At 65.6% G+C, this 24,497-nt stretch carries 31 protein-coding genes; 17 read left to right on the top strand and 14 right to left on the bottom strand.

All coding sequences use genetic code 11. The features are described from left to right. Positions 1-61: 61 nt before the first annotated feature. The gene (locus tag ACQY4K_RS12255) at positions 62-532 is read right to left on the bottom strand and encodes an OsmC family protein (protein ID WP_428390489.1); all 471 of its coding nucleotides are present in this window, start codon (positions 530-532) and stop codon (positions 62-64) included. Between the two features lie 74 nt (positions 533-606). On the opposite strand from ACQY4K_RS12255, the gene ACQY4K_RS12250 reads away from it, so the two are divergent. The 5 genes from ACQY4K_RS12250 (at position 607) to ACQY4K_RS12230 (ending at position 5,306) form a co-directional block, all read left to right on the top strand. Beyond that, positions 607-1,653 (top strand): pyridoxal phosphate-dependent aminotransferase, encoded by a 1,047-nt coding sequence (locus ACQY4K_RS12250; RefSeq protein ID WP_428390488.1) that lies wholly within the window; start codon positions 607-609, stop codon positions 1,651-1,653. Positions 1,654-1,683: 30 nt separating this feature from the next. After that, on the top strand, positions 1,684-1,872 hold the full coding sequence (locus tag ACQY4K_RS12245; RefSeq protein ID WP_428390487.1) for a hypothetical protein: 189 nt from the start codon (positions 1,684-1,686) through the stop codon (positions 1,870-1,872). A 5-nt stretch (positions 1,873-1,877) separates the two neighbouring features. Further along, complete coding sequence (gene argS / locus ACQY4K_RS12240; RefSeq protein WP_428390486.1) at positions 1,878-3,566, top strand: arginine--tRNA ligase; 1,689 nt, start codon at positions 1,878-1,880, stop codon at positions 3,564-3,566. A gap of 75 nt (positions 3,567-3,641) precedes the next feature. Beyond that, a complete protein-coding gene (locus ACQY4K_RS12235) occupies positions 3,642-4,709 on the top strand; it encodes an inositol-3-phosphate synthase (RefSeq protein WP_428390485.1) in 1,068 nt (355 codons plus the stop codon). 15 nt (positions 4,710-4,724) lie between these two features. Continuing rightward, positions 4,725-5,306 carry a histidine phosphatase family protein gene (locus ACQY4K_RS12230; protein WP_428390484.1) on the top strand — a complete coding sequence of 194 codons (582 nt, stop codon included), beginning with the start codon at positions 4,725-4,727 and terminating at the stop codon, positions 5,304-5,306. Here ACQY4K_RS12230 and ACQY4K_RS12225 read toward each other — a convergent pair. Continuing rightward, positions 5,290-6,144: a glycosyltransferase family 9 protein gene (locus ACQY4K_RS12225; protein WP_428390483.1), complete on the bottom strand. Its 855-nt coding sequence runs from the start codon at positions 6,142-6,144 to the stop codon at positions 5,290-5,292. The genes ACQY4K_RS12230 and ACQY4K_RS12225 overlap by 17 nt on opposite strands. Before the next feature lie 41 nt (positions 6,145-6,185). Here ACQY4K_RS12225 and ACQY4K_RS12220 point away from each other — a divergent pair, with 41 nt between their 5' ends. Beyond that, complete coding sequence (locus ACQY4K_RS12220; protein ID WP_428390482.1) at positions 6,186-6,947, top strand: TIGR04290 family methyltransferase; 762 nt, start codon at positions 6,186-6,188, stop codon at positions 6,945-6,947. Next, positions 6,944-7,891 (top strand): beta-xylosidase, encoded by a 948-nt coding sequence (locus tag ACQY4K_RS12215; protein ID WP_428390481.1) that lies wholly within the window; start codon positions 6,944-6,946, stop codon positions 7,889-7,891. Before ACQY4K_RS12220 ends, ACQY4K_RS12215 begins: the two co-directional genes overlap by 4 nt. On the opposite strand, the gene ACQY4K_RS12210 is transcribed toward ACQY4K_RS12215, so the two are convergent. The 4 genes from ACQY4K_RS12210 to ACQY4K_RS12195 form a co-directional block, all read right to left on the bottom strand. Then, a complete protein-coding gene (locus ACQY4K_RS12210; RefSeq protein WP_428390480.1) occupies positions 7,881-8,060 on the bottom strand; it encodes a hypothetical protein in 180 nt (59 codons plus the stop codon). The genes ACQY4K_RS12215 and ACQY4K_RS12210 overlap by 11 nt on opposite strands. A 43-nt stretch (positions 8,061-8,103) precedes the next feature. Continuing rightward, positions 8,104-8,607: a 2-oxo-4-hydroxy-4-carboxy-5-ureidoimidazoline decarboxylase gene (gene uraD, locus ACQY4K_RS12205; RefSeq protein ID WP_428390479.1), complete on the bottom strand. Its 504-nt coding sequence runs from the start codon at positions 8,605-8,607 to the stop codon at positions 8,104-8,106. Between the two features lie 114 nt (positions 8,608-8,721). Beyond that, positions 8,722-9,747, bottom strand: coding sequence for a DJ-1/PfpI family protein (locus ACQY4K_RS12200; protein WP_428390478.1), 1,026 nt, complete (start codon positions 9,745-9,747; stop codon positions 8,722-8,724). A gap of 19 nt (positions 9,748-9,766) precedes the next feature. After that, a complete protein-coding gene (locus ACQY4K_RS12195) occupies positions 9,767-11,017 on the bottom strand; it encodes an MFS transporter (RefSeq protein ID WP_428390477.1) in 1,251 nt (416 codons plus the stop codon). Positions 11,018-11,142: 125 nt separating this feature from the next. Here ACQY4K_RS12195 and ACQY4K_RS12190 point away from each other — a divergent pair, with 125 nt between their 5' ends. After that, a complete protein-coding gene (locus ACQY4K_RS12190) occupies positions 11,143-12,210 on the top strand; it encodes a GlxA family transcriptional regulator (RefSeq protein ID WP_428390476.1) in 1,068 nt (355 codons plus the stop codon). Positions 12,211-12,245: 35 nt separating this feature from the next. On the opposite strand, the gene ACQY4K_RS12185 is transcribed toward ACQY4K_RS12190, so the two are convergent. The 3 genes from ACQY4K_RS12185 to ACQY4K_RS12175 all read right to left on the bottom strand — a co-directional run bounded on the left by ACQY4K_RS12185 (position 12,246) and on the right by ACQY4K_RS12175 (position 14,362). After that, positions 12,246-12,620: a nuclear transport factor 2 family protein gene (locus ACQY4K_RS12185; protein ID WP_428390475.1), complete on the bottom strand. Its 375-nt coding sequence runs from the start codon at positions 12,618-12,620 to the stop codon at positions 12,246-12,248. 207 nt (positions 12,621-12,827) lie between these two features. Beyond that, positions 12,828-13,688, bottom strand: a complete 861-nt coding sequence (locus ACQY4K_RS12180; protein WP_428390474.1) for a haloalkane dehalogenase — start codon at positions 13,686-13,688, stop codon at positions 12,828-12,830. 50 nt (positions 13,689-13,738) lie between these two features. Then, the gene (locus ACQY4K_RS12175) at positions 13,739-14,362 is read right to left on the bottom strand and encodes a TetR family transcriptional regulator C-terminal domain-containing protein (protein ID WP_428396097.1); all 624 of its coding nucleotides are present in this window, start codon (positions 14,360-14,362) and stop codon (positions 13,739-13,741) included. A gap of 178 nt (positions 14,363-14,540) precedes the next feature. Between ACQY4K_RS12175 and ACQY4K_RS12170 the strand changes: the two genes are divergently transcribed. The 6 genes from ACQY4K_RS12170 to ACQY4K_RS12145 all read left to right on the top strand — a co-directional run bounded on the left by ACQY4K_RS12170 (position 14,541) and on the right by ACQY4K_RS12145 (position 19,733). Further along, entirely contained in the window at positions 14,541-14,690 is a 150-nt protein-coding gene (locus ACQY4K_RS12170; RefSeq protein WP_428390473.1) for a hypothetical protein, read from the top strand. Continuing rightward, the gene (locus ACQY4K_RS12165) at positions 14,687-15,010 is read left to right on the top strand and encodes an alpha/beta fold hydrolase (RefSeq protein ID WP_428390472.1); all 324 of its coding nucleotides are present in this window, start codon (positions 14,687-14,689) and stop codon (positions 15,008-15,010) included. Before ACQY4K_RS12170 ends, ACQY4K_RS12165 begins: the two co-directional genes overlap by 4 nt. A gap of 21 nt (positions 15,011-15,031) precedes the next feature. Next, positions 15,032-15,715 (top strand): alpha/beta fold hydrolase, encoded by a 684-nt coding sequence (locus ACQY4K_RS12160; protein WP_428390471.1) that lies wholly within the window; start codon positions 15,032-15,034, stop codon positions 15,713-15,715. Positions 15,716-15,990: 275 nt separating this feature from the next. Further along, a complete protein-coding gene (locus ACQY4K_RS12155) occupies positions 15,991-16,185 on the top strand; it encodes a hypothetical protein (RefSeq protein WP_428390470.1) in 195 nt (64 codons plus the stop codon). A 7-nt stretch (positions 16,186-16,192) separates the two neighbouring features. Further along, a complete protein-coding gene (locus ACQY4K_RS12150) occupies positions 16,193-18,679 on the top strand; it encodes an AMP-binding protein (protein WP_428390469.1) in 2,487 nt (828 codons plus the stop codon). After that, positions 18,670-19,733, top strand: a protein-coding gene (locus tag ACQY4K_RS12145; protein WP_428390468.1) for an IS630 family transposase whose coding sequence is annotated in 2 segments (ribosomal slippage) — positions 18,670-19,153 and positions 19,153-19,733 — 1,065 coding nt in all. Because the reading frame shifts where the segments join, the coding sequence is not laid out codon by codon here. The genes ACQY4K_RS12150 and ACQY4K_RS12145 overlap by 10 nt, the downstream gene beginning before the upstream one ends. Before the next feature lie 234 nt (positions 19,734-19,967). Here ACQY4K_RS12145 and ACQY4K_RS12140 read toward each other — a convergent pair. Further along, positions 19,968-20,369 (bottom strand): nuclear transport factor 2 family protein, encoded by a 402-nt coding sequence (locus ACQY4K_RS12140; protein ID WP_428390467.1) that lies wholly within the window; start codon positions 20,367-20,369, stop codon positions 19,968-19,970. 162 nt (positions 20,370-20,531) lie between these two features. Between ACQY4K_RS12140 and ACQY4K_RS12135 the strand changes: the two genes are divergently transcribed. Continuing rightward, a complete protein-coding gene (locus ACQY4K_RS12135) occupies positions 20,532-20,918 on the top strand; it encodes a MerR family transcriptional regulator (RefSeq protein WP_428390466.1) in 387 nt (128 codons plus the stop codon). 250 nt (positions 20,919-21,168) lie between these two features. Here ACQY4K_RS12135 and ACQY4K_RS12130 read toward each other — a convergent pair whose 3' ends face one another. Further along, positions 21,169-21,384, bottom strand: coding sequence for a hypothetical protein (locus ACQY4K_RS12130; protein ID WP_428390465.1), 216 nt, complete (start codon positions 21,382-21,384; stop codon positions 21,169-21,171). Positions 21,385-21,461: 77 nt separating this feature from the next. Here ACQY4K_RS12130 and ACQY4K_RS12125 point away from each other — a divergent pair, with 77 nt between their 5' ends. Next, positions 21,462-21,671 (top strand): hypothetical protein, encoded by a 210-nt coding sequence (locus tag ACQY4K_RS12125; protein WP_428390464.1) that lies wholly within the window; start codon positions 21,462-21,464, stop codon positions 21,669-21,671. 49 nt (positions 21,672-21,720) lie between these two features. Here the strand turns inward: ACQY4K_RS12125 and ACQY4K_RS12120 are convergent, their stop codons facing one another. Beyond that, positions 21,721-22,710 (bottom strand): SDR family NAD(P)-dependent oxidoreductase, encoded by a 990-nt coding sequence (locus ACQY4K_RS12120; protein ID WP_428390463.1) that lies wholly within the window; start codon positions 22,708-22,710, stop codon positions 21,721-21,723. 90 nt (positions 22,711-22,800) lie between these two features. Here ACQY4K_RS12120 and ACQY4K_RS12115 point away from each other — a divergent pair, with 90 nt between their 5' ends. Further along, positions 22,801-23,439 (top strand): TetR/AcrR family transcriptional regulator, encoded by a 639-nt coding sequence (locus ACQY4K_RS12115; protein WP_428390462.1) that lies wholly within the window; start codon positions 22,801-22,803, stop codon positions 23,437-23,439. Positions 23,440-23,451: 12 nt separating this feature from the next. Here ACQY4K_RS12115 and ACQY4K_RS12110 read toward each other — a convergent pair whose 3' ends face one another. Continuing rightward, positions 23,452-23,586: a hypothetical protein gene (locus tag ACQY4K_RS12110; RefSeq protein WP_428390461.1), complete on the bottom strand. Its 135-nt coding sequence runs from the start codon at positions 23,584-23,586 to the stop codon at positions 23,452-23,454. A gap of 37 nt (positions 23,587-23,623) precedes the next feature. Continuing rightward, a complete protein-coding gene (locus ACQY4K_RS12105) occupies positions 23,624-24,367 on the bottom strand; it encodes an SDR family oxidoreductase (RefSeq protein WP_428390460.1) in 744 nt (247 codons plus the stop codon). Positions 24,368-24,497: the final 130 nt, after the last annotated feature.

Below are 24,497 nucleotides of genomic sequence, written 5' to 3'. Positions count from 1 at the left end.
CGACGGTCTTGCATTCTCGCGACAGCGTGCGCGGCGGGCGCGTGAAGAGCAGCAAATTGGTTCAGGCCTCGACGTACTTGGCTTCACAGGTGATCGGAAAACTCACTGAGCGCGCGATGAAGCAATGGTCGTGCACCGCATGGTGGAGCGTGTCGGCCTTCACCAGATCGGCACCGCGTTCGACGCTAATCGTCGGCCGCAGCACCGCGCGCACGAACCGGCCCGCGCCGCCTCGGCCGGTCTCGCTGATGCCGAGTGGAGCATCCTCATAGCCGCGAACAACGACCCCGGCCTCGCTTGCCAGGTGCAGAAACCAGAGCATGTGACAGGCCGAAAGGCTGGCCAGCAGAAGGTCCTCGGGGTTCGGCTTTGATGGATCACCGCCCAGCAGGGGGTCGTTGGAGCAGTCGATCGGAAGCTTACCCGGGGTCATGATACGCCACGACCTGTCGTATCCCTTGTAGTGCCGCGTGCCGTCTCCGCGGTCGCCGGTCCAGGAGACCCGCGCCCCATAGTCATGCGTCTTTGACATCCCGCCTCCGATGAGTTGAGGGCAATCGCTTCGCAGGGTAGATCACGCGCTGATGTATCCAGGATTACCACGCGATGAGCCGCTTCTGGAGCGATGTGGTGCACGGCCTGACCCCGTATGTGCCGGGCGAGCAGCGTTCGGGCCTGGTCAAGCTCAACACCAACGAGAACCCGCTCGGGCCGTCGCCGCGGGCCCTGGCCGCGATTCGCGAGGCGGCCGCGGACAGCCTGCGGCTGTATCCGGACCCGGAATCGACCGGCTTGCTGCGCACCCTGGCGCGCTACCACGACGTCGCGGAGAGCCAGGTCTTTGTCGGCAACGGCTCCGACGAGGTGCTGGCGCACGCCTTTGCCGGCCTGCTCCGACACGACCGGCCTTTGCTGTTCCCCGACGTCACCTACAGCTTCTATCCGGTCTATTGCCGGCTGTTCTCCGTCGCCTACGAGACAATTCCGCTCGATGATGCGATGCGCGTGCGCGCCGACGACTACCGGCGGGATTGCGGCGCGATCATCGTGGCCAACCCGAACGCGCCGACCGGGATTGCCCTCGGCCTGGACGACATTGCAGCCCTGCTGGACTCGCATCCCGAGCAGCCGGTGGTGATCGACGAGGCCTATGTCGATTTCGGCGCCGAGACCGCGATCCCGCTGATCGCGCGCCATCCCAACCTGCTGGTGACGCGCAGCATGTCGAAGTCGCGCGCCCTTGCCGGCCTGCGTGTCGGCTACGCGATCGGCCATGCGGGCCTGATCGAGGGGCTGTCGCGGGTCAAGAACAGCTTCAACTCCTACCCGCTCGGCCGCCTGGCGCAGGCCGGCGCGATCGCCTCCGTCGAGGACGAGGACTGGTTCCAGCACAGCCGCCGTACGGTGATGGACAACCGCGCGCGGCTCTGCGCGGGGCTTGAGCGGCTTGGCGTGGCACTGCTGCCTTCGCATGCCAACTTCGTGCTCGCCCGGCATCCAAGGCTCGACGGTGCATCGTTCGCGGCGGCGCTGCGCGCGCGAGGCATCCTGGTGCGGCATTTCGCGGCGCCGCGGACCGCGCCCTACGTGCGGATCAGCATCGGCAGTGCCGCCGACTGCGACGCCCTTCTCAGCAGCGTCCCGGCATCGTAAGCCTGTGCTGCACCCACACAGGACGATGCGATGCGCGCCTTCGACGGACAGTTCTCCGACAATCAACCGATCAAACGCAGCATCCCCGAGAAGCAGAAGCAGTTGCGCGAATTGCGTGAGACGCTGGCGGCGATGAAGCCGCATACCGCCCCTACCCTGCGTGAGAGCGTGCGCCGGCGGATCGCCGAGCTCCAGGCTGAGCTGAGGGCGCCGCGCTGAGCCCAATGTCGCTCACCGCCCGCGTCGAGGCACTTCTGGTCGACGCCTTCGCCGCCTGCGGCCTGCCGACCGAGGGTGCCAGGGCATCGCGCGCGACCCGTCCCGAGGCCGATCTGCAATGCAACGGCGCGCTGGCGCTGGCCAGACCCCTCGGCCGGCCGCCGCGCGCGCTCGCGGACGCGGTGCTCCAGGTGCTCGCCGACCGACCGGAATTTGCCGACGTCACCGTCGCCGGCGCCGGCTTCATCAATCTGAGGCTCGCGGACGGCTTCCTCTCGGCGTGTGCCTCGGCGCAGGCGACATCGCCGGATCTCGGCATCGCGCAATCGGCGGCGGATCAGACCGTCATGCTCGATTTCGGCGGCCAGAACGTCGCAAAGCCGCTGCATGTGGGTCATTTGCGCAGCCTGGTGATCGGCGAGAGCCTGCGTCGTATCCTGTCGGCGCAGGGTGCGCGCACCATTTCGGACATCCATCTCGGCGATTGGGGCCTGCAGATGGGCATGCTGATCGCGGCCCTGCGCGGCAAGCCGGTGCCCTCGATGGAAGAGCTGCAAACGCTCTATCCGGCGGTCGCCGCCGCCTGCAGGGACGATCCCGCGCGCATGGCAGAGGCGCGCGAAGCCACCGCCGCGTTGCAGGCTGGCGAGCCCGAGGCAATGGCGCTGTGGCGGTCGCTGCGCGCGGTCTCGCTCGAAGCCCAGAGCCGCGACATCGCCCTGGTCGGCGCGCATTTCGACCTGCTGCTCGGCGAGAGCGACGTCCAAGACCTGATCGCGCCGATGGTCGCCGATTTGCGTGCACGCGGCGTGGCGGAGCCGAGCGAGGGGGCGCTGGTGATCACCGTGGTCGGCCCCGAGGACGCGAAGCCGATGCCGCCGCTGCTGCTGGAGAAATCCGATGGCGCGGCACTGTATGCCACCACCGATCTTGCCACGATCCTCGCGCGCACCAGGCCGCCGCGACCCGACCGCATCCTCTATGTCGTCGACCAGCGTCAGGCGTTGCATTTCGAGCAGGTGTTCCGCGCCGCCCGCAAGGCCGGCTTCGCCGACGGGGTCGAGCTGGTGCATGTCGGTTTCGGCACCGTCAACGGCGTCGACGGCAAGCCCTACAAAACCCGCGCCGGTGGCGTCGCCCAGCTCGCCGACCTGCTCGGTGACGCTATCGACAAGGCCGCGGAGCGCTTGCCCGAGACGCCGCCGGAGCTTGACCGCGAGGCGCTCGCCCGCCTGGTCGCGCTGGCCGCGGTGAAGTTCGCCGATCTCTCGTCGTTCCGCACCTCGGGCTATGTGTTCGACGCGGAGCGGCTGGTCTCGTTTGAGGGGCGCACCGGTCCCTATGTGCAATATGCCTGCGTGCGGATCGCCTCGATCCTGGCGCGCGCCGCGGCCGCCGGTGCGCATCCCGGCACCATCGCGCTTGCCGCACCCGCCGAGCGTGCCCTGGCGCTGGACTGCGCGCGTCTGCCGGACGTGGTGGCCGGGGCCAGCCGTAACCTCGCGCCGAACGAGATCGCCGACTACGCCTTCGCCCTGGCCCAATCGTTCAGCCGCTTTTACACCGAATGCCCGGTGCTGGGTGCCGCGAGCGAGGCGGAGCGCGCCTCCCGCTTGGCGCTCTGCGGGCTGGTGCTGGCGGTGCAGAGCAAGGCACTCTGGCTGCTCGGGATCGCGATCCCGCCGCGTATGTAGATCGCCGGGCGCAACTGTCCGGCCGCGGGCGTGTTGGCGTTGCGAGGTTTGTTCCTTCGTTATTTGGAGTCGGGTTTGGGTAAGGTTCGCATCGGTATCGTCGGCGTCGGCAACTGCGCCGCCTCCCTGGTCCAGGGCATCGAATTCTACCGCGGTCGCGCCTCGAACGAACGCATCCCCGGGCTGATGCATCTCGATCTGGGCGGCTACAAGGTGGGCGACATCGAGGTGGTCGCGGCCTTCGATGTCGGCCGCGACAAGGTCGGGCGGGATCTCGCCGAGGCGATCGCGGCAGAGCCCAACAACACCGTGCAGTTCGCCGAGGTGCCGCGATCGGGCGTGGTCGTGCAGCGCGGCCCCACCATGGACGGGATCGGCCAGTATCTGCGCGACATGATCCCAGAGAGCGATGCCGCCCCGGTGGATGTCGCCACCGCCTTGCGGCGCAGCGGCGCCGAGCTCCTGGTCTCCTACCTGCCGGTCGGCTCCGAACAGGCGACGCGCTGGTATGCCGAGCAGGCGCTTGAGGCGGGCTGCGGCTTTATCAACTGTATCCCCGTGTTCATCGCGTCCGACCCGGCTTGGCGGGCCCGCTTCGAGGCACGCGGGCTGCCGCTGGTCGGCGACGACATCAAGTCGCAGCTGGGTGCGACCATCCTGCACCGGATGATCGTCAATTTGTTCGCCGAGCGCGGCGTGCGGGTCGATCGCACCTATCAGCTCAATTTCGGCGGCAATGCCGATTTCGCCAACATGCTGGAACGCTCGCGGCTGGAATCCAAGAAGCTGTCGAAGACCCAGGCCGTGACCAGCCAGCTCGGCGAGGAGCTGCCGGCCGGAGACGTCCATGTCGGCCCGAGCGATCACGTGCCCTGGCTGACCGACCGCAAATGGGCGCATATCCGGGTCGAGGGCACCAGCTTCGGCGACGTGCCGCTGAACTGCGAGGTCAAGCTCGAGGTCTGGGACTCGCCCAACTCCGCTGGCGTGGTGATCGACGCGGTGCGCTGCGCCAAGCTGGCCCTGGACCGCGGCATCGGCGGCGCCCTGGTCGGCCCGTCAAGCTACTTCATGAAGAGTCCGCCCGAGCAGTTCACCGATCATGAGGCGAAGGCACGCACCGAGGCCTTCATCAGTGGGTGATTCTGGGGCTGAACGGTGACGCAGATCTGGCTGGTCCGGCACGCCTCCTACGCGATGGCCGGTCACGGGCTCGGCGGCCGCGCCGACCACGCCCTCGATGGCGCAGGCGAGGCGCAGGCGGCGCGGCTGGCCGGCTATTTCGGCGACCGTGACATTGCCGCGGTGGTCGCAAGCCCGGTCCGGCGCGCCACCCTCACCGCGGCCCCCATCGCTCAAGCTTTGGGCCTGGCCGTGACGATCGACGCCGGAGTTACGGAGATCGATTTCGGCGCCTGGTCGCAACGCGGCTTCGACGAGCTCGGGCACGAGCCGGACTGGCGCAACTGGAACGAGTTTCGCAGCACGGCGCCGGCGGCCGACGGCGAGACCATGCTCGCGGTGCAGTCGCGCGCGGTGGCCGCACTCCGGGCACTCGCGACCGGGCCCGGCGAGGTGGTGGTGGTCAGCCATGGCGACGTCATCAAGTCGGTGCTGGCGCATTGCCTGGGCGCGCCGCTGGATCTGATGCACCGCATCGAGATCGACACCGCGTCGATCAGCCGTATCGCGCTGCATGCGCGTGGCGTTCGGGTGCTGGGCATCAATGCGCGTGCCTGAGCGCCTCCAGCACCGCCTCGACCACCGCCCGCCAGTCGCCGGGGGCGGGCTGGCGGAACAGCCGCATGGACGGATACCACGGGCAATCCGTGCGACCCTCCATCCAGCGCCAATCGGCCGCGTGCTTGAGCAGCAGCCAGGTCGGCCGGCCCAGCGTGCCGGCGAGATGCGCCACCATGGTATCGACGGTGATGACCAGATCCAGCCCCGCGATCAGCGCCGCCGTATCCTCGATCCGTGCCGGGCAGCCCGGAGTGCCGGGATGCAGCAACGTGACCGTCGGGCCCGCAAGCAGCGGGGCGAGCACGCCGTCGGGCAACGACCGCGCCGGATCCCACCCCCCGGCCTGGGCGCACAGGCCGATCCCGCCGCCGCGCCCCCGAATAGAGATGCTGGCTGGACCCACATCCTGTGGACGCAGGCGCAGCGCATGCGCGAGTTCCATGATCTCGATGTCGCATTCCGATGCCGCAAGCGGCGCCTCCGCAACGAAGGCGACGATCCGGTCGGGCCCCGCGAAATCCAGGCCGAGCAGCTCCGACTGCACTTCCAGGGTCAGCGCGGTGCAGCGCGCGCGCAGCGCCGGCAGGTAGCGCGCGAACTGCAACGTGTCCCCGAGCCCATGATAGCAGCGCACCAGCACCTGCCGGTCGGCAACGCAGCGTCCGTCCCAGACCCAGCGGCAATGATAGGGCTGTGTCGGATCATCGCGCAGCGCAGGGTCGCGCCCGGCGAGAATGTCGTCGCTGATCGCCCAGGCAGCGACATGGTCGCCGCGCCGCATCGCCGAAAACCATTGCTCCTGTGCCAGACCTTTGGGTCCCAGACCTTTGCGCATTGCCCTTCGAACGCCGCCGCCGTCGACGCGTTGCCGCACACATGACCGCCGACCCTATCCGCACCCGTATCCATGAACTCGGACCGTGGTTCCACAACATGAATTTGGCCGGAGTCTGGACCGCGCCCGAGCATTTCCTCGGTGACTATCCGGCGGTGAAATGGCGCCACACCGAACGCGCGATCCCCGCCGACCTGAGCGGTCGCACCGTCCTCGATATCGGCTGCAATGCCGGCTACTACGCGATGCAGATGAAGCGACGCGGTGCTTCGCGCGTGGTCGGAATTGAACCGGACCCGGCCTATCTCGCACAGGCGCGGTTCGCGGCGGAGGTCTGCAAGCTGGAGATCGAGTTTCGCGACCTCTCGGTCTATGATGTCGCAGCCCTTGGCGAGCATTTCGACATCGTCCTGTTCATGGGTGTGCTCTATCATCTCCGCCATCCGCTGCTGGCCCTGGACCTCATCCACACGCACGCGGCCTCCGACATGCTGGTGTTCCAGACGATGCAGCGTGGCGGCAATGTGGTGGCACCGCTGGCGGCGGATTACGACATTTCAGAAACATCGGCGTTCGATGATCCCGGCTACCCGAAGCTGCATTTCATCGAGCAACGCTACGCCGGCGATCCGACCAACTGGTGGGCACCGAACCGCGCCTGCACCGAGGCCATGCTGCGCAGCTCCGGGTTCGACATCGTCGCACAACCCGAGGACGAAACCTATCTATGCCGGCGGCGCGAGCGCGCCGACGCCGGCCATGGGCCGGTCTATCCGGCGTCTGCCGAAAGGAAGCCCGCATGATCGAAGCGGCCATGATCTGGAACGAGCCGAACAACAAGTCGCACTGGGATCTCGAAGCCGACCCGGAATGGCGGATCTTTGCGAAAATGGCCAACCTCGCTGGCCAGGCGATCGGTGCCGAGGCGCCCCGGTTGCCGCGCGTGCTCGGCGGTATTTCGCCGATCGATCCGGGCTTTCTCGAAAAGCTGGCCAAGCAGGACGCACTCCAGCATGTCGACGCGGTGGCGGTGCACGGCTTTCCGCTCGACTGGAACCTGTGGCGGATTGACGAGTGGCCGGACAAGCTCAAGCTGGTCGCGGGTTGCACCGACCTGCCGGTCTGGGTCTCCGAAATCGGCGTCTCCAGTTTCGGCGCCGAGGAGGTGCAGGAATGGGGATTGCGACGCAGCTTCGAGCTGCTCCAGGGACGCACGCCGCGCATCCACTGGTACAGCCTCTACGACCTGCCCTCGGCCTGGCCGGCAACGACACGACACAAGGAGGCGGAGGGCTCGTCCTACTATCGGCATTTCCATATGGGCCTGATCGACGAGCACGGCACACCGAAGCGTGCGGCAAGGATCTTCCACGAGTTCGCCCCCGAACTGGGGCTGTGCCAGTGGTTTCATTTCGAGGACCACCGTCTTGACGACGCCGTACGACGGATGCGCGAGTTCGGCGTCACCACCCTGCGCACCGGCCTGAGCTGGGCGGACTTCTATCGCCCGGGAGCCTTGGCCTGGTTCGACCGGCAGATGCAAGCACTTGAAGAATTCCATGTCACCGTGACGTTCTGTTTTACCCCGGAACATAAAGGCATCTGGCCGCACTACACAGCACCTCCCGCGGAACCCGCGGAATTCGCCGATTTCTGCGCCGCGATGATCCGCCGCTACGGCCCCGGCGCGGGAGGCGAGGTCAGTCTGTTCGAAACGGCGGAGATCAATTCCGCACTCAGCCGTTGAGGTGGCGAAAGCCAATGACCATCAAAGCCACCCCGAGCAGGCCGAGGCCGATCTGCACAAAGGGATATCGATCGCCGCTCATCAGACAGGCCACCACCTGAAGCGCCACGCCCGCAATCAGCGCATGCGCATCAAAGGAATGCCTGATCGCAGCAATATTCACATGCATCAAGGCGAGCCTTGTACAGCACGCGGATCAACCACGTTCAGGTTCATGCCAGCGCCTGCAGCCGATATCGCGCGATGAGCGCCACCTCGTCGAGTGCCACCAAACGTTCCGATGCAGGATCATGGCGCAACCGGGCCTCGAACGCCGCGAGCAGGCTCTGCCGGTCATGCCGCCGCACCGCGGCGATGAACGGGAAGCCGAATTTTGCGCGATAGGCACGGTTGAGGCTGTCGAAGCGTTCGAACTCGTCACTCGATAACCGGTCTAGCCCAAGTCCTCCCTGCTCGGCGGCGGAGTCGGGGGTGAGCGTGCCGGCGCGCGCCAGCCGTCCCGCCAAATCGGGGTGCGCCTGCAGCAAGGCGCGCTGCTCCGCCTCGCTTGCCTCGCTGACCACCGCGCAGAGTGCACGATGCAGTGCTGCCACGTCATCGAATGGCCGGTGCCGGGCCGCGCGCGCCGCCACCCAGGGTGAATGCTCGAACACCCCCCCGAGCGTCGCGGTAAAGTCGTCCGGGGCCATCGCGTTCAAGTCTGCAAGGTCGGCCATGCCACTCCGGTCCCGGCGCAAAGCAGGTCGCATCATCGCAGCTTGCGGCTGCTTCGCCCACCTTCACTGAAAACGATGACATGACCAATCTGCGATTCGACTCTGCCTCCCTGATCAGGCCGGCGCGAGCGCGGCGTGCCGGCGAGCGCCGATAAGCCTGGAACTCGGCAGGACCCCTGCTTTCGCGGTGCCCGTCATGCTGTCGCCGGTGACGACGACGTCGAACCGAAGCGTCAGCTTCATCGGCTTCGTGACATGCTGCGACCAGGTGAGCCGATTGCCAAAAGCAGCGAGGCCGATCAGGGGCGTGACCTCGGTGCCCTGCGTTGCCGTGCCGGCCACGGCTCCGTTCGCAACAGAGATGTCGTAGGTGACGGCCTGCTTACCCATGGGCGTGGCAATGGTGACATCCCAGCGCCCTGCAACACCGGGCTCGCCGGGCCCTGGCGCAACCACGCCCGAGTCGGGAATAATTTGATCCGACGCCGTCTGTCCGACCCCGGCAGGTGTCGAGCCACAATTCCTCCAGACGGTGCCGCGACGTTCATACTCAAACAGGGTCTCGACGGCATGGGCGATGCGCGGCCCGTGGAACCGTTCGACCAGGTGCAGCGCCACGTCGATCCCCGACGTCACGCCGCCGCCGGTGACGAGATTTCCGTCGTCAACCACCCGGGCCTTGATCGGGACCCCGCCTGCCGTCTCCAAGAGTGCCATGCCCAGATGGTGGGTCACCGCCGGACGCCCCTGCAGCAGGCCGGCCATCGCCAGGATCAGGGAGCCACCACAGACCGTCGCCACGGTGATGCCCGGCCTGGACAGCCCCGCGGCGGCGATCCTTGGCAGCTCACCCTCTGCCTCCCGGGCCAGCATGGCGGGAACAGTGTCGGGACCGTCGCCTTGCGTCGGCCCTGCCGCCCCCGGGATCAGGATGATGCTGGCCCTGTCGAGGTCCGGCTGGCCTCCGGCTGGGATCGGCAACCCGCCCGGCCCGCTCGGCACCATGCGGGCGCCGGCGGCGGACACGAAGTCGACTTGTATGCCGCCGCCAGACTGCATGCCGGCGGCCGTGAGCACCTCGTAGGGCCCGATTGCGTCCAGCAGGTCGAAGCCGTCGAACAGAATGATTTGCACCAGCATTGGAGGTCTCCTGGAGGGGCTACGCCGGATCGCCACTGGGGTAGTCGCGCAAGGTGGCGAAGATGGCGGCGGGCACGACCTGGAGGGCGGCCAGCGCCGTCAGCGCGCCCGCGACGCCGAGGGCGGCCGAGACCGACACGAACAGAACGGGACCGGCCGCAGCACTGGCGAAGAAGCCGAGCAGCAGCAGACCAAACACGGTGGAGATTGACCGCGTGCCGAAATACCGGCTCGCCACGTAGGGCATCAGGTCCGTCTGCCCCCCGCCAGCGGCCCCGAGCAGGACAGCGCCGACACGTACGCCATTGATGGAGCCGGCATAAGCATAGAACAGCAGGCCACAGGCAAGCAGAGCGAGCAGCAGGAGGAACAGCCAGCGCGCCTGCATCCGGTCCAGCAGGACTCCGAACCCGACCCGGCCTGCGAGAAACGCGGCACCGGCGAGACTGATGACGCCCGCGACAGCGTCCGCACCAAGGCCGGCGGTCCGACCCAGGATGAACACCGTGTTGGGCAGGATCGCGTAGATCGCCAAGCCTTCGAGCGCGATGCAAACCAGGATGCGCCAGAAGATCGAGCGGCCCAGGATTCCAGCCAGCGTCGCGCCGGCCGGGAACATAGTCGGCCTGTTCGGCAGGGGCTGCGGAACACCCAAAGCGGATGGGCGCTCCCTGACGAGCAGCCAAACAGCCGGCAGGCAAACCAACAGCTCCAAGCACCCCAGTGCGAGCAATGGACTGGACCAGCCCGACGACACCGCCAGCTTGCGCGTGACGAGCGGGATGGTCATCAGGCCGATCGCCTGCGAACTCGCCGTCAGCCCGATCGCCAGTCCGCGGCGCCTATCGAACCAGGTGGCGATGGCCCGCGCGTAGGCAATGAAATTGGTGGCGGCACTTGTCACGCCCAGCAGCCCGACCAGTTCGTAGAAAACGGCAAGCGAGCCATTCATCCGGCTTAGGCCGATGAGAATGATGCCGAACAGCGCGATGCTGGCGCAGGCGACCAGGCGGGAGCCCAGGCGATCGAGCAGCCAGCCGGTGACGGGGAAGGCCACGGTCTGCGTCGCGAGAAAGAGCGTTGCGGCGGCGGCCAGTTCACCGGCTGACCAGCCGAAGGCTTGCGTCCAGGAAGCGCCGAGGAGTGACCATGCCCCGGCGAAGAACGGCGTGGACCCGAATGCCACGCCGATCGCGGAGCCTCCGGCGACCCACCAGCCTCTGAAGTCCCCGGAAGCCTCGATCGTCCCTGACCGGGGATCGCGCGCCAAGCTTGGGTCCGGGGTGTGCTGCATGGGTTGACGAATACGACGCCTCGTCGCCTCGCCGTGAGTGGCGAATACGCCCATTATCGTAGGATACTGGCCAGTGATCGAGAGTTGCGAAAGGACACGCCGTGCACGCCGTTGCCGTCATCGCCTACCACGGTGTCCTCCCCTTTGACCTCGCCACGCCATGCGAGCTGTTCAGCCGCGTGACAGCGACCGATCATACTGAACCATACAGCGTACGCGTTTGTGGCGCGGCCAGGACGGTGAAGACCGGAGCGTTCGATCTCCGTGCCCCCTACAGTCTGGCCGACATCGCCGGCGCGGACACTGTGGTGCTGCCGGGCATCGCCGATCCCACCATGCCTGTCCCTAAGGACGTGTTGCGCGCCGTTCGCGACGCTGCCGAACGCGGCGCCCGGATCGCTTCGATCTGCACCGGCGCCTTCGTGCTCGCCGCCACGGGCCTTCTCGATGGCCTTCGCGCCACGACGCACTGGGCCGCCGCCGAGATGCTGGCTGCTCGCCATCCTGCCATCACCGTCGATCCCAACGTGCTTTTCGTCGATAACGGCCAGGTTCTGACCTCAGCCGGTGCCGCGGCCGGGCTGGATTTGTGCCTGCATATGGTGCGGCGCGATTACGGGCCCGCGGTTGCCGCCCAGGCCGCCCGGCTGGCGGTGATGCCGCTCGAGCGCGACGGCGGGCAGGCGCAATTCATTGTCCACCAGCCTCCGGCGTCGGACGCGAGTCTGCAACCGCTGCTGCACTGGTTGTCGCACAACCTGCATCGGGCGGTGGACATGGAGGAGGTGGCGCGTCATGCGGCGATGGCGCCGCGCACCCTGAGTCGACATTTCCGCCAGCAGGTCGGCACGACGCTCCTGCAATGGCTTCTCGCCGCCCGCGTGCGGCGCGCGCAACTGCTGCTGGAAACGACAGGCCTCTCCGTCGAGCAGGTCGCGATACAGGCTGGCTTCGGGTCGGCCACAATGCTGCGGGAGCGGTTCGGCAAATTGGTCGGCACGACACCCACGGCGTATCGCCGAGCGCTGGGAGCAGAATCATGGTCAGTTGGACGGCCGGAAATTGTCAGTCGCCGGCTTGCAGCTCGGCATAGACACGACATTCAAAGCCCGGAACAGAATACACACAGTCCTCAACCACGCTTGCCTCCAGGCGACGTTGCCTGTTGACGCGCGAACGGATGATCCCAATGCGGCTGGTTGCGTCATCCGCCGCTCTGGGCGGGAATGTCGGAAAAGCCCACGATGCTTGCGATACGTCCGAAGTCGTCGAGCCGGATGCTGTCGTATCCGCGGACGACAATTTTTCCGCTGTCATCCTGCATGAGCCAGTTCGCGAGCACTGCGTCGCTATGTTGCAGGTAATGCGCCAGCGAAAAGCTGTAGTTGGGTCGCCGCTGCTGAAAGCCGGCGAGGTGGGCAGCCAGCGCATCGCGCCCGCTCAAGCGGGCCATGGCGTCAAAATATTGGATATCGGAAGAGACCGTCTGTTCCAGCACCGCACGTCGCTCCTCGGTGCTCATCGCCGACCACGCCGTGAGATATGTTTCGAAAACTTGCCGGTTCGCCGAACTACCCATTGCAGATTGTCCTCACATGTTTGGGCGTGACGGGCGAGCGGTTCGGGTTGAAACCACTCCCGCAACATGCCCTGTCGGTAGGCTGCCCAAAGCGCCTGCTCTTCGGGCACGAGCAAGGGTCCGAATGCGCTCCGTTCAGCCGCGGCCGTCATCATCAGCAACGCCATGACCTTCATTGCACGCTCCTCAAAGGGTGAGGGCGCCGCGTCATGCCAGCGTGGCAAGCCAGCCGGCGAGTTCGTGTCCAATCAGGTCCGGGTGATCTTCCTGCACGTAGTGCATCGCCGCCCCCAAACGTACGGTGCGACAGGCCTTCAGATGGCGTGCATACCAGGCCGCCCGCTCGGGCGAGACGAGTGCTCCGGGCTCGGCCCAGAACAACAGCTTGGGCGTGTCGGTCTCCAGAAGCCAGTTGTGATAGGCCTGCACCATCGCCCACACATCGGCCGGCGTCCCGGCAATCGGCAGCTCGTTGGGAAAGCGGTAGATCGGTTCCCGGTCGCTTGGAGCGAGGAAGGGGCGGCGATAGGCGTCCATCTCCTCTGACGACAGCGTGCGCACAATGGAGGCTGGCAGGAGCTGCTCGACGAAGGCGTTCTCCTCGACGAGCAGGCGGCGGCCTTGTTCGGGATCGCGGAACGCCCGGAAAGGCGCCCGGCCACGCTCTCCCATGTCCAACCAGGTCGGAACGGGTGTGATGAACTCCATGAGCGCCAGGCCGCGGACGCGGGTTGGATGGCGCCGCGCCCAATCCAGGCCCAGCGCCGAACCCCAATCGTGCAACACGAGCACGAACGTCTCCAGCCCCAGCGTCTCTATGAAGGCCTGTAGGTAGCGGGCGTGGTCCTCCACCCGATAAGCGATGCTTGGCTTATCGGACCGCCCCATGCCGATCAGGTCGGGCGCGATACACCGCGCGTGGGGCGCGACGTGTGGGATGATATTGCGCCAGAGATAGGACGAGGTGGGATTGCCATGCAGGAACAGCACGGGCGGCCCTTCGCCGCTATCGACATACGCCATCCGCGAGCCGAACACTTCGATGGAATGCATCCGCGCGTCGGCCAAGGTCTTGCTCCTGTGGGATGTCGGGATGCGACCAGTTTGCGGTCGGACAATCAGGGTCGCTTGCCGGCACGTCCTTCAGCCACTGGGCGGGGCGCCGTCAGAAAGGCCGCAAAAGTGACCTGCCTGAAGCGGTCGATCGCCGCAGCACTGCGCTGAACCTTCATCCAAAGCATGGCGCCCTGCCAGGACGACATCAGGACCGAGGCAATCTCATCGGCGGCAAAGTCATCGCGCATCTCGCCGGCCGCCTGAGCAGCCTGAATGGTCCGTGCGAATGGCTCGGTCACGCCGCCAAGCACGGCAACGAGACGTTCCCGCAGGAGATCGCTGTGCTCAGCCGTCTCAAGACTCATGTTCCCGATCAGGCAGCCATGGTGCCATTCCGCCTCGGCCAGCCTGGCCGTGACCGTCTCAAAGTAGGCTTGAAGCCGCTCGACGGGAGACTTGGACAAGTCCCCCAACGTGGCCGCCATCGTCGCCTGGATGCCTTCGAAGTAGCGGTCGAGCACGGCGACGCCGAAGGCTTCCTTGGACCGGAAGTGATTGGTGAAGCACCCCTGCGGCACGCCGGCCGCGGCAGTGATGTCCCGGATGCCGGCATGGCCAAAACCATGCTGGTGAACTGTCCGCAAGCCGGACTCAACGATTTTGCCGCGAAGCGAAACTCTGCCCATGGATTTCAATACGTCCGACTGTATTGAATGTCAAGCCGCGGAATGGAAGGAAGCAGGGTATGGGAATGGTCGAATTGACGCCGGAGACGCTGGACCCAGCCGCGCAGGCCCTGGCAGGCATTGGGCCCGTTATGATGGTCAACCTTCTGCGCTACGGGACGCAGGCGGAGTTTGGCAGGTGAACGGCACTGCGCCGCCCTGCTCGGGCAAGGAGGCCTATTCCGGACGTTACGTCCCGGCCTACGAAGCCGAGGCAGTCTTGCATCGTCGGGCCGCTTTGGCGGACTGGCGCTTCGTCGCAGCCACCAGGATGGAGCTGCCCGGATGACCGGGCCAGACCTGATCTTCAAGCCGAAGGTCCTGCAAACGGCCCGGCACCGTACGGCCTGGATCGAGGCGGGTCCGTTGGATGGCCCCTTGATGGTGTTCATCCACGGCTGGCCGGAACTTGGCCTGGTCTGGCGGGCGCAGGTGGCGCACTTCGCCGCGGCTGGCTGGCGTTGCGCAGCACCCGACATGCGGGGCTATGGCGGGTCGTCCGTGCCGGATGCGATAGCGTCGTCCGCGGTGCGCGAGCTGGTCGCCGACATGGTGGAATTGCACGAGGCGCTTGGCGGCGAGCCCGCGGTCTGGGTTGGGCACGACTAGGGCAGCGCCGTCGTTTGGGCGATGGCGTCCCACCATGGCGAACGGTGCCGGGGGGTGGTCAGCCTTTACGTGCCCTATTTCGCACGCGGCCTGGCGCTCCCCAATCTGCTGCCGCTGGTGGACCGCGCGCTCTATCCTGTTGACCAACACCCGGTCGGACAGTGGGATTACTGGCTGTTTTATCGCGAGCACTTCAACCGGGCCGCGCAGGATTTCGAAGCCGACGTACAGGCGACGCTCTCGCTGCTATATCGCACCGCCGCGGCCGATGCCGTCGGCAAGCCCGCCCGCTCGTCCGCGACCCGTGCCAATGGCGGCTGGTTTGGGCCCGCGCGTTGCGCGCCGGCGATGTCGCGCGACGAGAACCTGATCAGTCATGCCGATTTCGCGGCGATGGTGTCCGCGTTCGAGACCACGGGCTTTGGCGGAGCGAACGCGTGGTACATGAACGACGCCGCAAATCTCGCCTACGCCGCCGAGGCGCCTCGCTTCGGGCATCTGACACTCCCGGCGTTGTTCCTGCACGCCGCCTATGACGTTGTCTGCGCGACCGTCCATAGCCGGCTCGCTGATCCGATGCGGGAGGATTGCAGCAATCTGACCGAGGTCACGATCACGGGCGGTCACGCGCTCACGCTCGAATGCCCGGATGACGTCAATGGGGCAATCGCCAAATGGGCCGAAGCCAACCGGCTCTCTCCCTAATGGTCGGCTTGCGAGAAGCCGCGGCTCCCGCCGCAATCGTGAAACCACGGGACGGCCCAGGACTCCGGCCTTGCTCATGCGATCGGCGAGATTGTCGGCTTTCTCGTGCTGATCCTGGATGGTGCGGCGGCTCGCCTACGCGCTCGTCAGCGTCAGGTCGGGATCGCGGCGAGGGCGGCCCTGAGGTCGCCATGATGATAGGGCCTGCACTCAGTGCTGACTCCGTGATAACTCGGCATGAGGCAACACTGTCAACATCTTGGAAGTCCTCGACCATGACGTTCAAGCAGGCCGCTCTTGTCGAACCGGCCATGGCTGGCCACGGACCCGAACGCCAGACCGCCGAGCGCACGCTCGCCGGCGAGAGCCATGCCGTCACCTGCCTGGGACAGATACCCGCGCCGGTCGCGAGCACACGCATCCCGCACCAGGCACCCCGCGTCTTGCACGCCAGCAGGCTGGCGAACTGAGGTCCCGATGGCTCTCCCCGCGCTGCTCTCGTCACGCCTGCGCCTGCCCGTCATCTGCTCGCCTTTGTTCATCATCTCGAACCCCGACCTCGTCATCGCGCAGTGCACGGCGGGCGTCGTCGGATCTTTCCCGTCGCTGAACGCCCGGCCGCTTTCGCTCCTGGACGAATGGCTGCATCGCATCACCGAGGCGCTGACGGCTTGGGACAGGGACCACCCCGATCGGCCGTCGGCCCCGTTCGCCGTGAACCAGATCGTCCACCGGACCAACGACCGGCTCGAACAGGACCTGGACCTCTGCGCCAGGCACAAGGTGCCCCTCGTGATCACCTCGCTGGGCGCCAGGGAGGACCTGAACCGCGCCGTGCACGCCTGGGGCGGGTTGGTGCTGCACGACGTCATCAACGACGGCTTCGCCCGCAAGGCGATCGAAAAGGGCGCGGATGGGCTGATCGCGGTGGCGGCGGGCGCCGGCGGCCATGCCGGCAAGCTCTCGCCGTTCGCCCTGGTGCAGGAGGTGCGCCAGTGGTTTACCGGCCCGGTCGCCCTGTCGGGCGCGATCGGCACCGGCCGCGCGATTCTCGCCGCCCAAGCGATGGGGGCGGACCTCGCTTATATCGGGTCGCTGTTCATCGCCTCCGCCGAAGCCAACGCCGCCGCGGGCTACAAGCAGATGATCGTCGACAGCCGGGCGGATGATATCGTCTATTCCAACCTGTTCACCGGCGTACACGGCAACTATTTGCGGCCATCGATCGTCGCGGCGGGGCTCGACCCGGACGCCCTGCCCCAGAGCGATGCGAAGGCGATGAGCTTCGGGTCGGCCAGCACCGGCAAGGCCAAGGCCTGGCGAGACATCTGGGGCTGCGGCCAGGGCATCGGCGCGGTGGACGCCATCCTGCCGGCAGCCGAGCAGGTGGCGCGACTGGCCCGCGAATACGCCGCCGCCAAGCTCGCGCTCGACCAGAACTACACCCCGCAATCGGCAGAGACCGCGCCCACCATCGTGGCCGGCGATCGGGTGCGGACGCATGCGGAAATCCGCGACCGCGCCGCGCGCGCCGCACACGGCCTGCGCACCCTCGGCATCCACACCGGCGATACCGTGGCCCTGCTGCTGCGCAACGACTTCGCGTTTTTCGAGGCTACGCTCGGGGCGGCCCTGGCCGGAGCCTTTCCGGTGCCGATCAACTGGCACGCGACGGCCGACGAGGCCGGCTACGTCCTGCGCGACTGCGGCGCCAGGGTGCTGGTGGCGCACCGCGACCTGCTGCCGGGCGTGCAAGCCGGCCTGCCGGATGGTTTGGTCGTGCTTGTCGTGGAGACCCCGGCCGAAGTGCTCGCGGCCTACCGAGCACAGCAGGGGGCAAAGCCAGGGGCAATCGGCTGGGACGGCTGGATCGCACGTCAGGCGCCCATTGCCGAGCCTGCCGCCATGACCAGGGCCGCGGTGATCTACACGTCAGGCACCACCGGAAAGCCCAAGGGCGTCAAGCGTCCCCCGAGCACCTCAAGCCTGTCCATGCAGGCGGCGGCCGAGGGGTATGGACTGGCGGGCGAAGCGCCCAGGACGGTGCTGATGAACGGCCCGATGTATCATTCCGCCCCGAACAGCTACGCCCAGATCGCGTTTGCCGGGGGCGCGGCCATCGTGCTGCAGCCGCGTTTCGACGCGAAGGGCATGTTGGCCCTCATCGCCCGCCACCGGGTCACGCACATGCACGTGGTGCCGACCATGTTCGTCCGGTTGCTCAGTCTGCCCCAGGCGACGAAGGCCCGCTACGACCTGTCCTCGCTGCGCTTCGTCGTCCACGGCGCCGCACCGTGCTCGCCCGAGGTGAAGAAGGCGATGATCGCCTGGTGGGGCCCGGTGATCCACGAGTACTACGGCTCCACGGAAACCGGCCTGATCACGGCACTCGGCCCACAGGATGCGCTCAGAAAGCCGGGCTCGGTGGGCCGGGCGCTCAGGGGCGTCACCATCAAGGTGCTGGACGAGGGTGGTCACGAGCGCGTCCCGGGCGAGGCTGGCGATGTGTTCATCCACTCGGCGGCAGCGTCGTCCTTCTCCTATATCGGGCGCGACGCCGCGCGCGCCGAGCTGGACGGGGAGACCTTCATCACGTTGGGGGACATCGGCACCCTGGACGAGGAGGGCTTCCTGTTCCTCTGCGACCGCCGGCGCGACATGATCATTTCCGGGGGCGTGAACATCTACCCGGCCGAGATCGAAGCGGGGCTGCTCGCCGTCCCCGGCGTGCTCGACTGCGCCGTGTTCGGCATACCGGACGCCGAGTTCGGTGAAGCGGTCTGCGCCTACGTGCAGCCGGACGGACGAGGCAACCTGGATGCCGTCTCAATCCGAACCGCGCTTGGACAGCGACTAATACCAATCGTCCTGGTGCCTGACTCGCAGGGATTCCCAAGAGGCGCGAGGTCTGATTCTCTGATGCTGCCGCCGGTTCGCGGCTTTGGAGGTTCAATATGGCGGTAGCAATTACCCGAATGGAGTATGACGCGGCTGGGCTACGTGATTTGGCGGTCAGGAGCCGGGATGCGGCGCAGAGCCGACGGCTTTTGGCCATCGCCATGGTGCTGGATGGCGGCAGTCGCGAGCATGCCGCCCGGCAAGCTGGCATGGATCGGCAAACGCTACGTGACTGGGTGCATCGCTTTAACGAGCTCGGCGTGGACGGCCTGATATCACGCTGTGCTCCGGGCCCGGCACCGAAGCTGACGGCGGCGCAGATGGAGGAGCTGCGAGCGCTGGTGCTCGCGGGTCCAGATCCCGAGCTCCACCATGTGGTGCGCTGGCGTTGTGCCGACTTGCGTGACGAAGTTGCCCGCCGCTTTGGGGTCGTCGTTCAGGAACGTGCCGTCGGAAAATGGTTACGCAAGCTTGGGCTAACCCGCCTGCAACCGCGTCCCTATCACCCGAAAAAGGACCCAGCAGCCGAGGAGGCTTTTAAAAAAACTTCTGTTCCTTGCTGAAGCAAGCGCTGCTCGGCACGGCCATAGGTATGCCGGTTGAAATTTGGTGGCAAGATGAAGCTCGGGTCGGCCAGCAGGGCACGCACGCTTATGTCTGGGCGCCAGTCGGCGCACGGCCTCTAATGGTGCGCGATAACCGCCACGACTCAGCGTACATCTTCGGCGCAATCTGTCCACAGCGCGGTGCTGGGGCTGCGATGATCACACCCGCAGCGAACACAGAAATGATGAACCTGCACTTGGCTGAAATCAGCACGCAGGTGGCACCTGGCGCTGTTGCAGTGCTCCTTTGCGACCGCGCGGGCTGGCACCAGCCGGGCGCTGACCTACAGGTTCCCGACAACATCAGGCTGCTTCATCTGCCGCCCTACAGCCCCGAGCTAAACCCAATGGAGAATGTCTGGGACTACCTGCGGCAAAACAAGCTCTGCGCCACCGTCTGGGGTAGCTATGCCGACATTGTTGAGGCCTGTCGGGTGGCATGGAATTGGTTGATCGCCGATCCGACACGTATCCAGTCAATCGGGACACGGCATTGGGCAGAGGTCAATGTCTAGGACGGTTGGTATAAGCCGTTACAAGCTGCCCAAGACCATAGAGATCGTCAGCGAACTGCCACGCGAGGATTCGGGCAAGATATTCAAGCGCAGGCTGCGCGATCCGTACTGGGCCAAGGCCGGTCGAGCAATCTGAGCAGGGCCTGAATGGAACATTCTGCAGGCACCGACACATTGCGCAATCTGTAATGCCCAGTCTGACCAGAAAGGTCCTTCGAGGAGGCCATGATCCGCTCAAGGGTGGAGGGTGAGGCTCGCTACCGAACCGGTGCCCATCACCGCCTGGAAGAGGGCGATTGGGTTCCAGTAATCCTTGTAGCGCGAGATATGGCCATTGCGCAGCGTAATCACGGATATGTACCGTTGCCTGTACGGTTCTCCGGTTTTCACGCCTGCGCCGGTCCCGGAGAACTCGAGGATGACGGTGTCAGTGTTCCGGGTCTCGATCTCAATGGCATCCGCAACCGAGTCGATGCGAAGTATCTTTCTGAGCCTCATAAAATTGGCGAAGATCGCGTCGCGCCCCACCAAGGGGGAATTCAAGCCGGGCGGCGCGAACGGGTACTCCAGCACGCCGTCGTCGGCAAACATTTCCGGGAACGTTTCGGCCCCGGGCGCCAGACGATTGCCCAGCACCCGGCGTAACATCGCAGGAAAGCTTTAGCCGCTTTCAATATCATCCATATCGGTCTCCATGCTGCCCGTGGCCGGAACGGATGGCCGCGGCAAGATGATTGTCGCTCCCGATCAATCACGCTAACTGTGGACCATGGTCCATGGTCAAGGGTCGAGTGCACGATGTTGATCGCCGCGTTCGCAAGGGAAAGCCGCTTGTCTGTCGATGCCGTGCGGCTTTATGTGCGTCGTGGGCTGCTCCACCCCAAACTTGGAGCGAAGGGCGGCTCACGTCCCTACCATATGTTCTCGGCGCTGGACATCGAGAAGACCCGCATTATCCGCGCCGGGCAGGCATTGCGGCTATCGCTCAAGGACGTCGGCACCTTCATCAACGCCCGGTCGTTTAAAGACGACGAAGGCGATGTCGTGATCACCTTTCTGACGACACAGCGTGAGCATCTGGTGCAGAGGATCGCCGAGTCGGAACGGCTGATCTCATACGTGGACGCGAAGATTGCCTGGCTTAAGGACCCAAGCGTCGGACCTTCGCCGCCGTATCCACATTGATTGCGGCGCGACACGGCTGACGACGACACGCTTGCCTTCCATGTGTTGAGAGTAATTCCCTTCGCACGATGTTTTGGAAAGGCTGATGAGAGAAAATTTCCTGCAGCAAGTAGTCAGTCGATCCGAGCAGGCGTTGCCTCGATTTTCGAGCACTTTCAATCACATCAAACACTTGGTTCAAAGCAGGACAAAACAAAGAAATAGAGCATAGCGGGCGCTTCTGTTAGCGTCCATGCTCAAAGCTGAAACATCATACGCGGTCGTCTGGCGACGTGATTCGCTCAGCCTCGGTCTGCGTCGTTACTTCATAGGCAAGGCGAAATTCCTCGATGCCATTGACAAAGTTGATCTCCGTTCGCTCCATTGCGTTAACGCGCAGCTTGTCCGAAGAGACCCACTGCCAGAAATTGGCCAGTGCGTGCACCGAGCGCATCGACACGTCTTTCGGAGCGGCCAGGAACCCCACGGTGAGCCCATAGGAATGCGCCAGGCTTCGCCGATCTCCCGCGTCGTTTCATATTTTTCGTTTGAGATATTGAAAGCTTGGTTGGCTACCTCGTCCCGTTGCGGGTGTTCGGCGAGGGCGACGTAAGCCTCGGCGCAATCGTCGACGTGAAGCGAGTGCATGACGGCATTTGGGTCACCATGGATCTCGTTTGTGGCCAGGTCGGGGCCGTCTTCATGTCGTCTGATCAGTCCGAAGGTTTTTTACCCGCCCTGCTGAATGCTTTTGCGACGGCATTGCCGATGTAGCTGTTGGCGCCTGTGACAAGGACTGTCTTTTGCCCCGCTGCCTTGTAACTCACGGCGATGCCAACGCGACGGCCAGGTTGAGGCGTCCGTCCGTCTTTGTCGGGTGATCGCTGCTTGCCGGGGACAGGTCGCGAGGCAAGCGCGTCATGTCCGCGCTGGAGTTCCAGAGGTCGAGCGCCTTGGCGCGGTCGAGCGACAGCGCCGAGGACAGGGTTTCGTGACCGTCGGAGAAGTACTTTCCTGTGGCGTTTGCTTCCGACCCGGCCGCCAGCCGCGCCAGCCGCCTGCCCGACCTTGCCGGGGTATTGACGTTGCGCTTGAACAGCGTGAGCACCGGCAGGACGTAGTGCCAGGCAAAGCGCAGGACCGGCGGATAGGTTTGCGCCAGGCCGGTGCCCGGCATCATGCCAGGGTCGAAGGCGTTGACACGGATGGATTGCAGGCGCGGGTCCGGCGACGCCGCGAGGTGCCCGGCAAGTTCGTAAGCCGTGTAGATGTTGCAGAGCTTGGACGTTGTATAGCGCCGCTTCCCGGGCTCGGCACCGGGTTCCAGATCGTGGGCGAGGGCCTCGGCGGTCTCGTAGCGGGGCGCCGGCATTCCCGTTTTCTGCCTGGGATCGTGCGTGTTGCTGGTCACGAAGGTGATGCGTCCCCCCGGGGCAAGATCCGGCAGCATGAGCCGTGCCAGGAGATAATGGCCCAGATGATTGACGCCGAATGTCGCCTCAAAGCCTTCCGCGGTCCGCGCCGGCGCACCGACATTCTGGCCGCCGGCGTTGCAAACGATGCCGGCGAGCGGGGGCAACGTTCGCGCGCGGAATGCATCCACGAAGGCGTGGATGGAGGGTTGGCTGGAAAGGTCCAGACACAACACGTCGACCCTGCCGCCACCTTGGCGCAGCTTCTGTGCAGCCTGGTTGGCCCTGGCGGTATCCCGGCATGCGATGACCACGACGTTGTTGTGGTCCGCGCTGAGGGCGGACGCGCATTCGAATCCAAGTCCGCTGTTGCCGCCGGTCACGACGATGGTCTTTGCCATTGCAGTCTCTCCTGTCTTCAGTGGACCGCGCCCACCAAGATAGACAATGTAGACCTTGTCTTCCGGTATTCAAGGTCTACATTGTTTATCATGGCATATCCCAGCAAGACGAATCCTGCGGCGATCAAGGCGGCAGCACTTGACCTGCTTGAGCGCGAGGGAGAGGCGGCGCTCACGCTTCGCCGCGTCGCGGGCGTTCTCGGCGTCAATGCCAATGCAATTTACCGTTACTATGCCACCCGTGACGTGCTGGTCGCTGCCGTTGCCGAGGAGGTGGCGAGACGGCTTCTGGCAGCCATAGACCGGGAATTGGGGCGGCTGGACAGAGACGACGCTCCCTGGGACGCTCCCTGGGACGCTCCCTGGGACCCCAAGGCGCGCATCCGCACCCTGGTGGAGGTCTATGCCGCATTCGCGGACGCCCACCCCGCGCTCTACGGCACGTTGATGACAGACAGACCATCGCCCGATACGGAGCTGCTGCAGCCGCCTGCGTATATCCTGCTCTGGTTAAGGGTCATCGAGGTCTTGGAGCCTTTGACGGGACCGACGGATGCACCCTCGGCCGCGGTTACGCTTTGGAGCCTGCTTCATGGCATGTGGGCGCTCGAGCAGGCGGATCTGCTGGGCGACATGAAGCCGAAGGGCGTTGCTGGATTTGCCGTCAACGCTGTCCTGAAAGGGTTCGAGGCTTGCCTGGCGGATACAGTTTTTCCTCACTCTCAATGAGGCGCCACGCGGTCAATTGGCCGGGTGGGAGAGCGGCGCGCGCCGGGTGACGAGGTGAAAGCTCCGTTCCGAGCGGATTCGGTGTTCCATCAGCCCGCGGAGCCGGACGGCCGAGCCGATGAACCCGGTCGCACCGGTGACGAACACGCGCGTGTCAGTCTCCTTCGACTTGGGGCGGTTGCTCTCAGAGCTGCGATCCGCCGCCGTCGACGACGAGTTCGGCGCCGGTGGTGAAGGTCGCCTCGAACGCCAGGAAGATCAGCGCGCGGCCGACCTCCTCGGGCCGCCCGAAGCGTTTCATCGGGTTTTGCTCCGTCATCTGCTTGATCGTCTGGTCGGCGGCTTCCTTCGGCATCGTCTTGTAAAGGACACCGCTGTCGATCGGGCCGGGGCTCACCGCGTTGACGCGAATGCCCTTGGGCAGCAGCTCTTGCGCCATCGAGCGCGCCATCGAACGGAGTGCTGCCTTGCTCGCGGCATAGGCGCTGATCATCGGGATGCCAAGCTCGTTCGCGACCGAGGTGGTGAACACCACGCCGCTGCCCTCGGGCATCAGCGGGGCGAGCTTTTGCACGGTAAAGAACGCGCCCTTTGCATTGACCGCGAGTGCTTGGTCATAGTCCGCCTCGGTCACCTGCTCGAACGCCGCGAAAACGTTCTGTCCCGCGCAGACCAGCAGCGCGTCGAGCGTCCCGAACTCGGACTTCACCCGGTGCGCCAGGGTTTCGATATCCGCGAGCGACGCCGTGTCGCTGACCACCGCGACCGCGTTCGGCCCGAGCGCATCGCGCGCCGACGCCACCGTGTTCTCGTTGCGACCGGTGACCATGACCCTTGCACCCTGCTCAACCAGCAGCCTCGCCGTGGCGAGCCCGATGCCGCTTACCCCGCCCGTGACCAGCACGTGCTTGCCGTCATACCGACCCATCTTCATCTCCCTTGAAGGCTGTCATCGTCCCTGCGTCCAAAACGGACCCACAGACGGGAGATAGGATTGCCGTCCAGACGATCTATGCTGTATCGTCCACATTAATTCTGTTTTCGTCCAAGGATGCGGC

Origin of the sequence: Lichenicoccus sp., from assembly GCF_965276875.1 — a bacterium.
GTDB lineage: Bacteria > Pseudomonadota > Alphaproteobacteria > Acetobacterales > Acetobacteraceae > Lichenicoccus.
The sequence above is the reverse complement of the archived record's forward strand: the minus strand, read 5'-3'. Positions and strand labels throughout refer to the sequence as shown.

Bases quoted from the DNA above. Each gene is read 5' to 3' on its own strand.
- ACQY4K_RS12255 (WP_428390489.1), bottom strand. From the start codon at position 532: ATGTCAAAGACGCATGACTATGGGGCGCGGGTCTCCTGGACCGGCGAC.
- ACQY4K_RS12250 (WP_428390488.1), top strand. From the start codon at position 607: ATGAGCCGCTTCTGGAGCGATGTGGTGCACGGCCTGACCCCGTATGTG.
- ACQY4K_RS12245 (WP_428390487.1), top strand. From the start codon at position 1,684: ATGCGCGCCTTCGACGGACAGTTCTCCGACAATCAACCGATCAAACGC.
- argS (WP_428390486.1), top strand. From the start codon at position 1,878: ATGTCGCTCACCGCCCGCGTCGAGGCACTTCTGGTCGACGCCTTCGCC.
- ACQY4K_RS12225 (WP_428390483.1), bottom strand. From the start codon at position 6,144: ATGCGCAAAGGTCTGGGACCCAAAGGTCTGGCACAGGAGCAATGGTTT.
- ACQY4K_RS12220 (WP_428390482.1), top strand. From the start codon at position 6,186: ATGACCGCCGACCCTATCCGCACCCGTATCCATGAACTCGGACCGTGG.
- ACQY4K_RS12215 (WP_428390481.1), top strand. From the start codon at position 6,944: ATGATCGAAGCGGCCATGATCTGGAACGAGCCGAACAACAAGTCGCAC.
- ACQY4K_RS12210 (WP_428390480.1), bottom strand. From the start codon at position 8,060: ATGCATGTGAATATTGCTGCGATCAGGCATTCCTTTGATGCGCATGCG.
- uraD (WP_428390479.1), bottom strand. From the start codon at position 8,607: ATGGCCGACCTTGCAGACTTGAACGCGATGGCCCCGGACGACTTTACC.
- ACQY4K_RS12200 (WP_428390478.1), bottom strand. From the start codon at position 9,747: ATGCTGGTGCAAATCATTCTGTTCGACGGCTTCGACCTGCTGGACGCA.
- ACQY4K_RS12185 (WP_428390475.1), bottom strand. From the start codon at position 12,620: ATGGGTAGTTCGGCGAACCGGCAAGTTTTCGAAACATATCTCACGGCG.
- ACQY4K_RS12175 (WP_428396097.1), bottom strand. From the start codon at position 14,362: ATGGGCAGAGTTTCGCTTCGCGGCAAAATCGTTGAGTCCGGCTTGCGG.
- ACQY4K_RS12165 (WP_428390472.1), top strand. From the start codon at position 14,687: ATGACCGGGCCAGACCTGATCTTCAAGCCGAAGGTCCTGCAAACGGCC.
- ACQY4K_RS12160 (WP_428390471.1), top strand. From the start codon at position 15,032: ATGGCGTCCCACCATGGCGAACGGTGCCGGGGGGTGGTCAGCCTTTAC.
- ACQY4K_RS12155 (WP_428390470.1), top strand. From the start codon at position 15,991: ATGACGTTCAAGCAGGCCGCTCTTGTCGAACCGGCCATGGCTGGCCAC.
- ACQY4K_RS12150 (WP_428390469.1), top strand. From the start codon at position 16,193: ATGGCTCTCCCCGCGCTGCTCTCGTCACGCCTGCGCCTGCCCGTCATC.
- ACQY4K_RS12135 (WP_428390466.1), top strand. From the start codon at position 20,532: ATGTTGATCGCCGCGTTCGCAAGGGAAAGCCGCTTGTCTGTCGATGCC.
- ACQY4K_RS12120 (WP_428390463.1), bottom strand. From the start codon at position 22,710: ATGGCAAAGACCATCGTCGTGACCGGCGGCAACAGCGGACTTGGATTC.
- ACQY4K_RS12115 (WP_428390462.1), top strand. From the start codon at position 22,801: ATGGCATATCCCAGCAAGACGAATCCTGCGGCGATCAAGGCGGCAGCA.
- ACQY4K_RS12105 (WP_428390460.1), bottom strand. From the start codon at position 24,367: ATGGGTCGGTATGACGGCAAGCACGTGCTGGTCACGGGCGGGGTAAGC.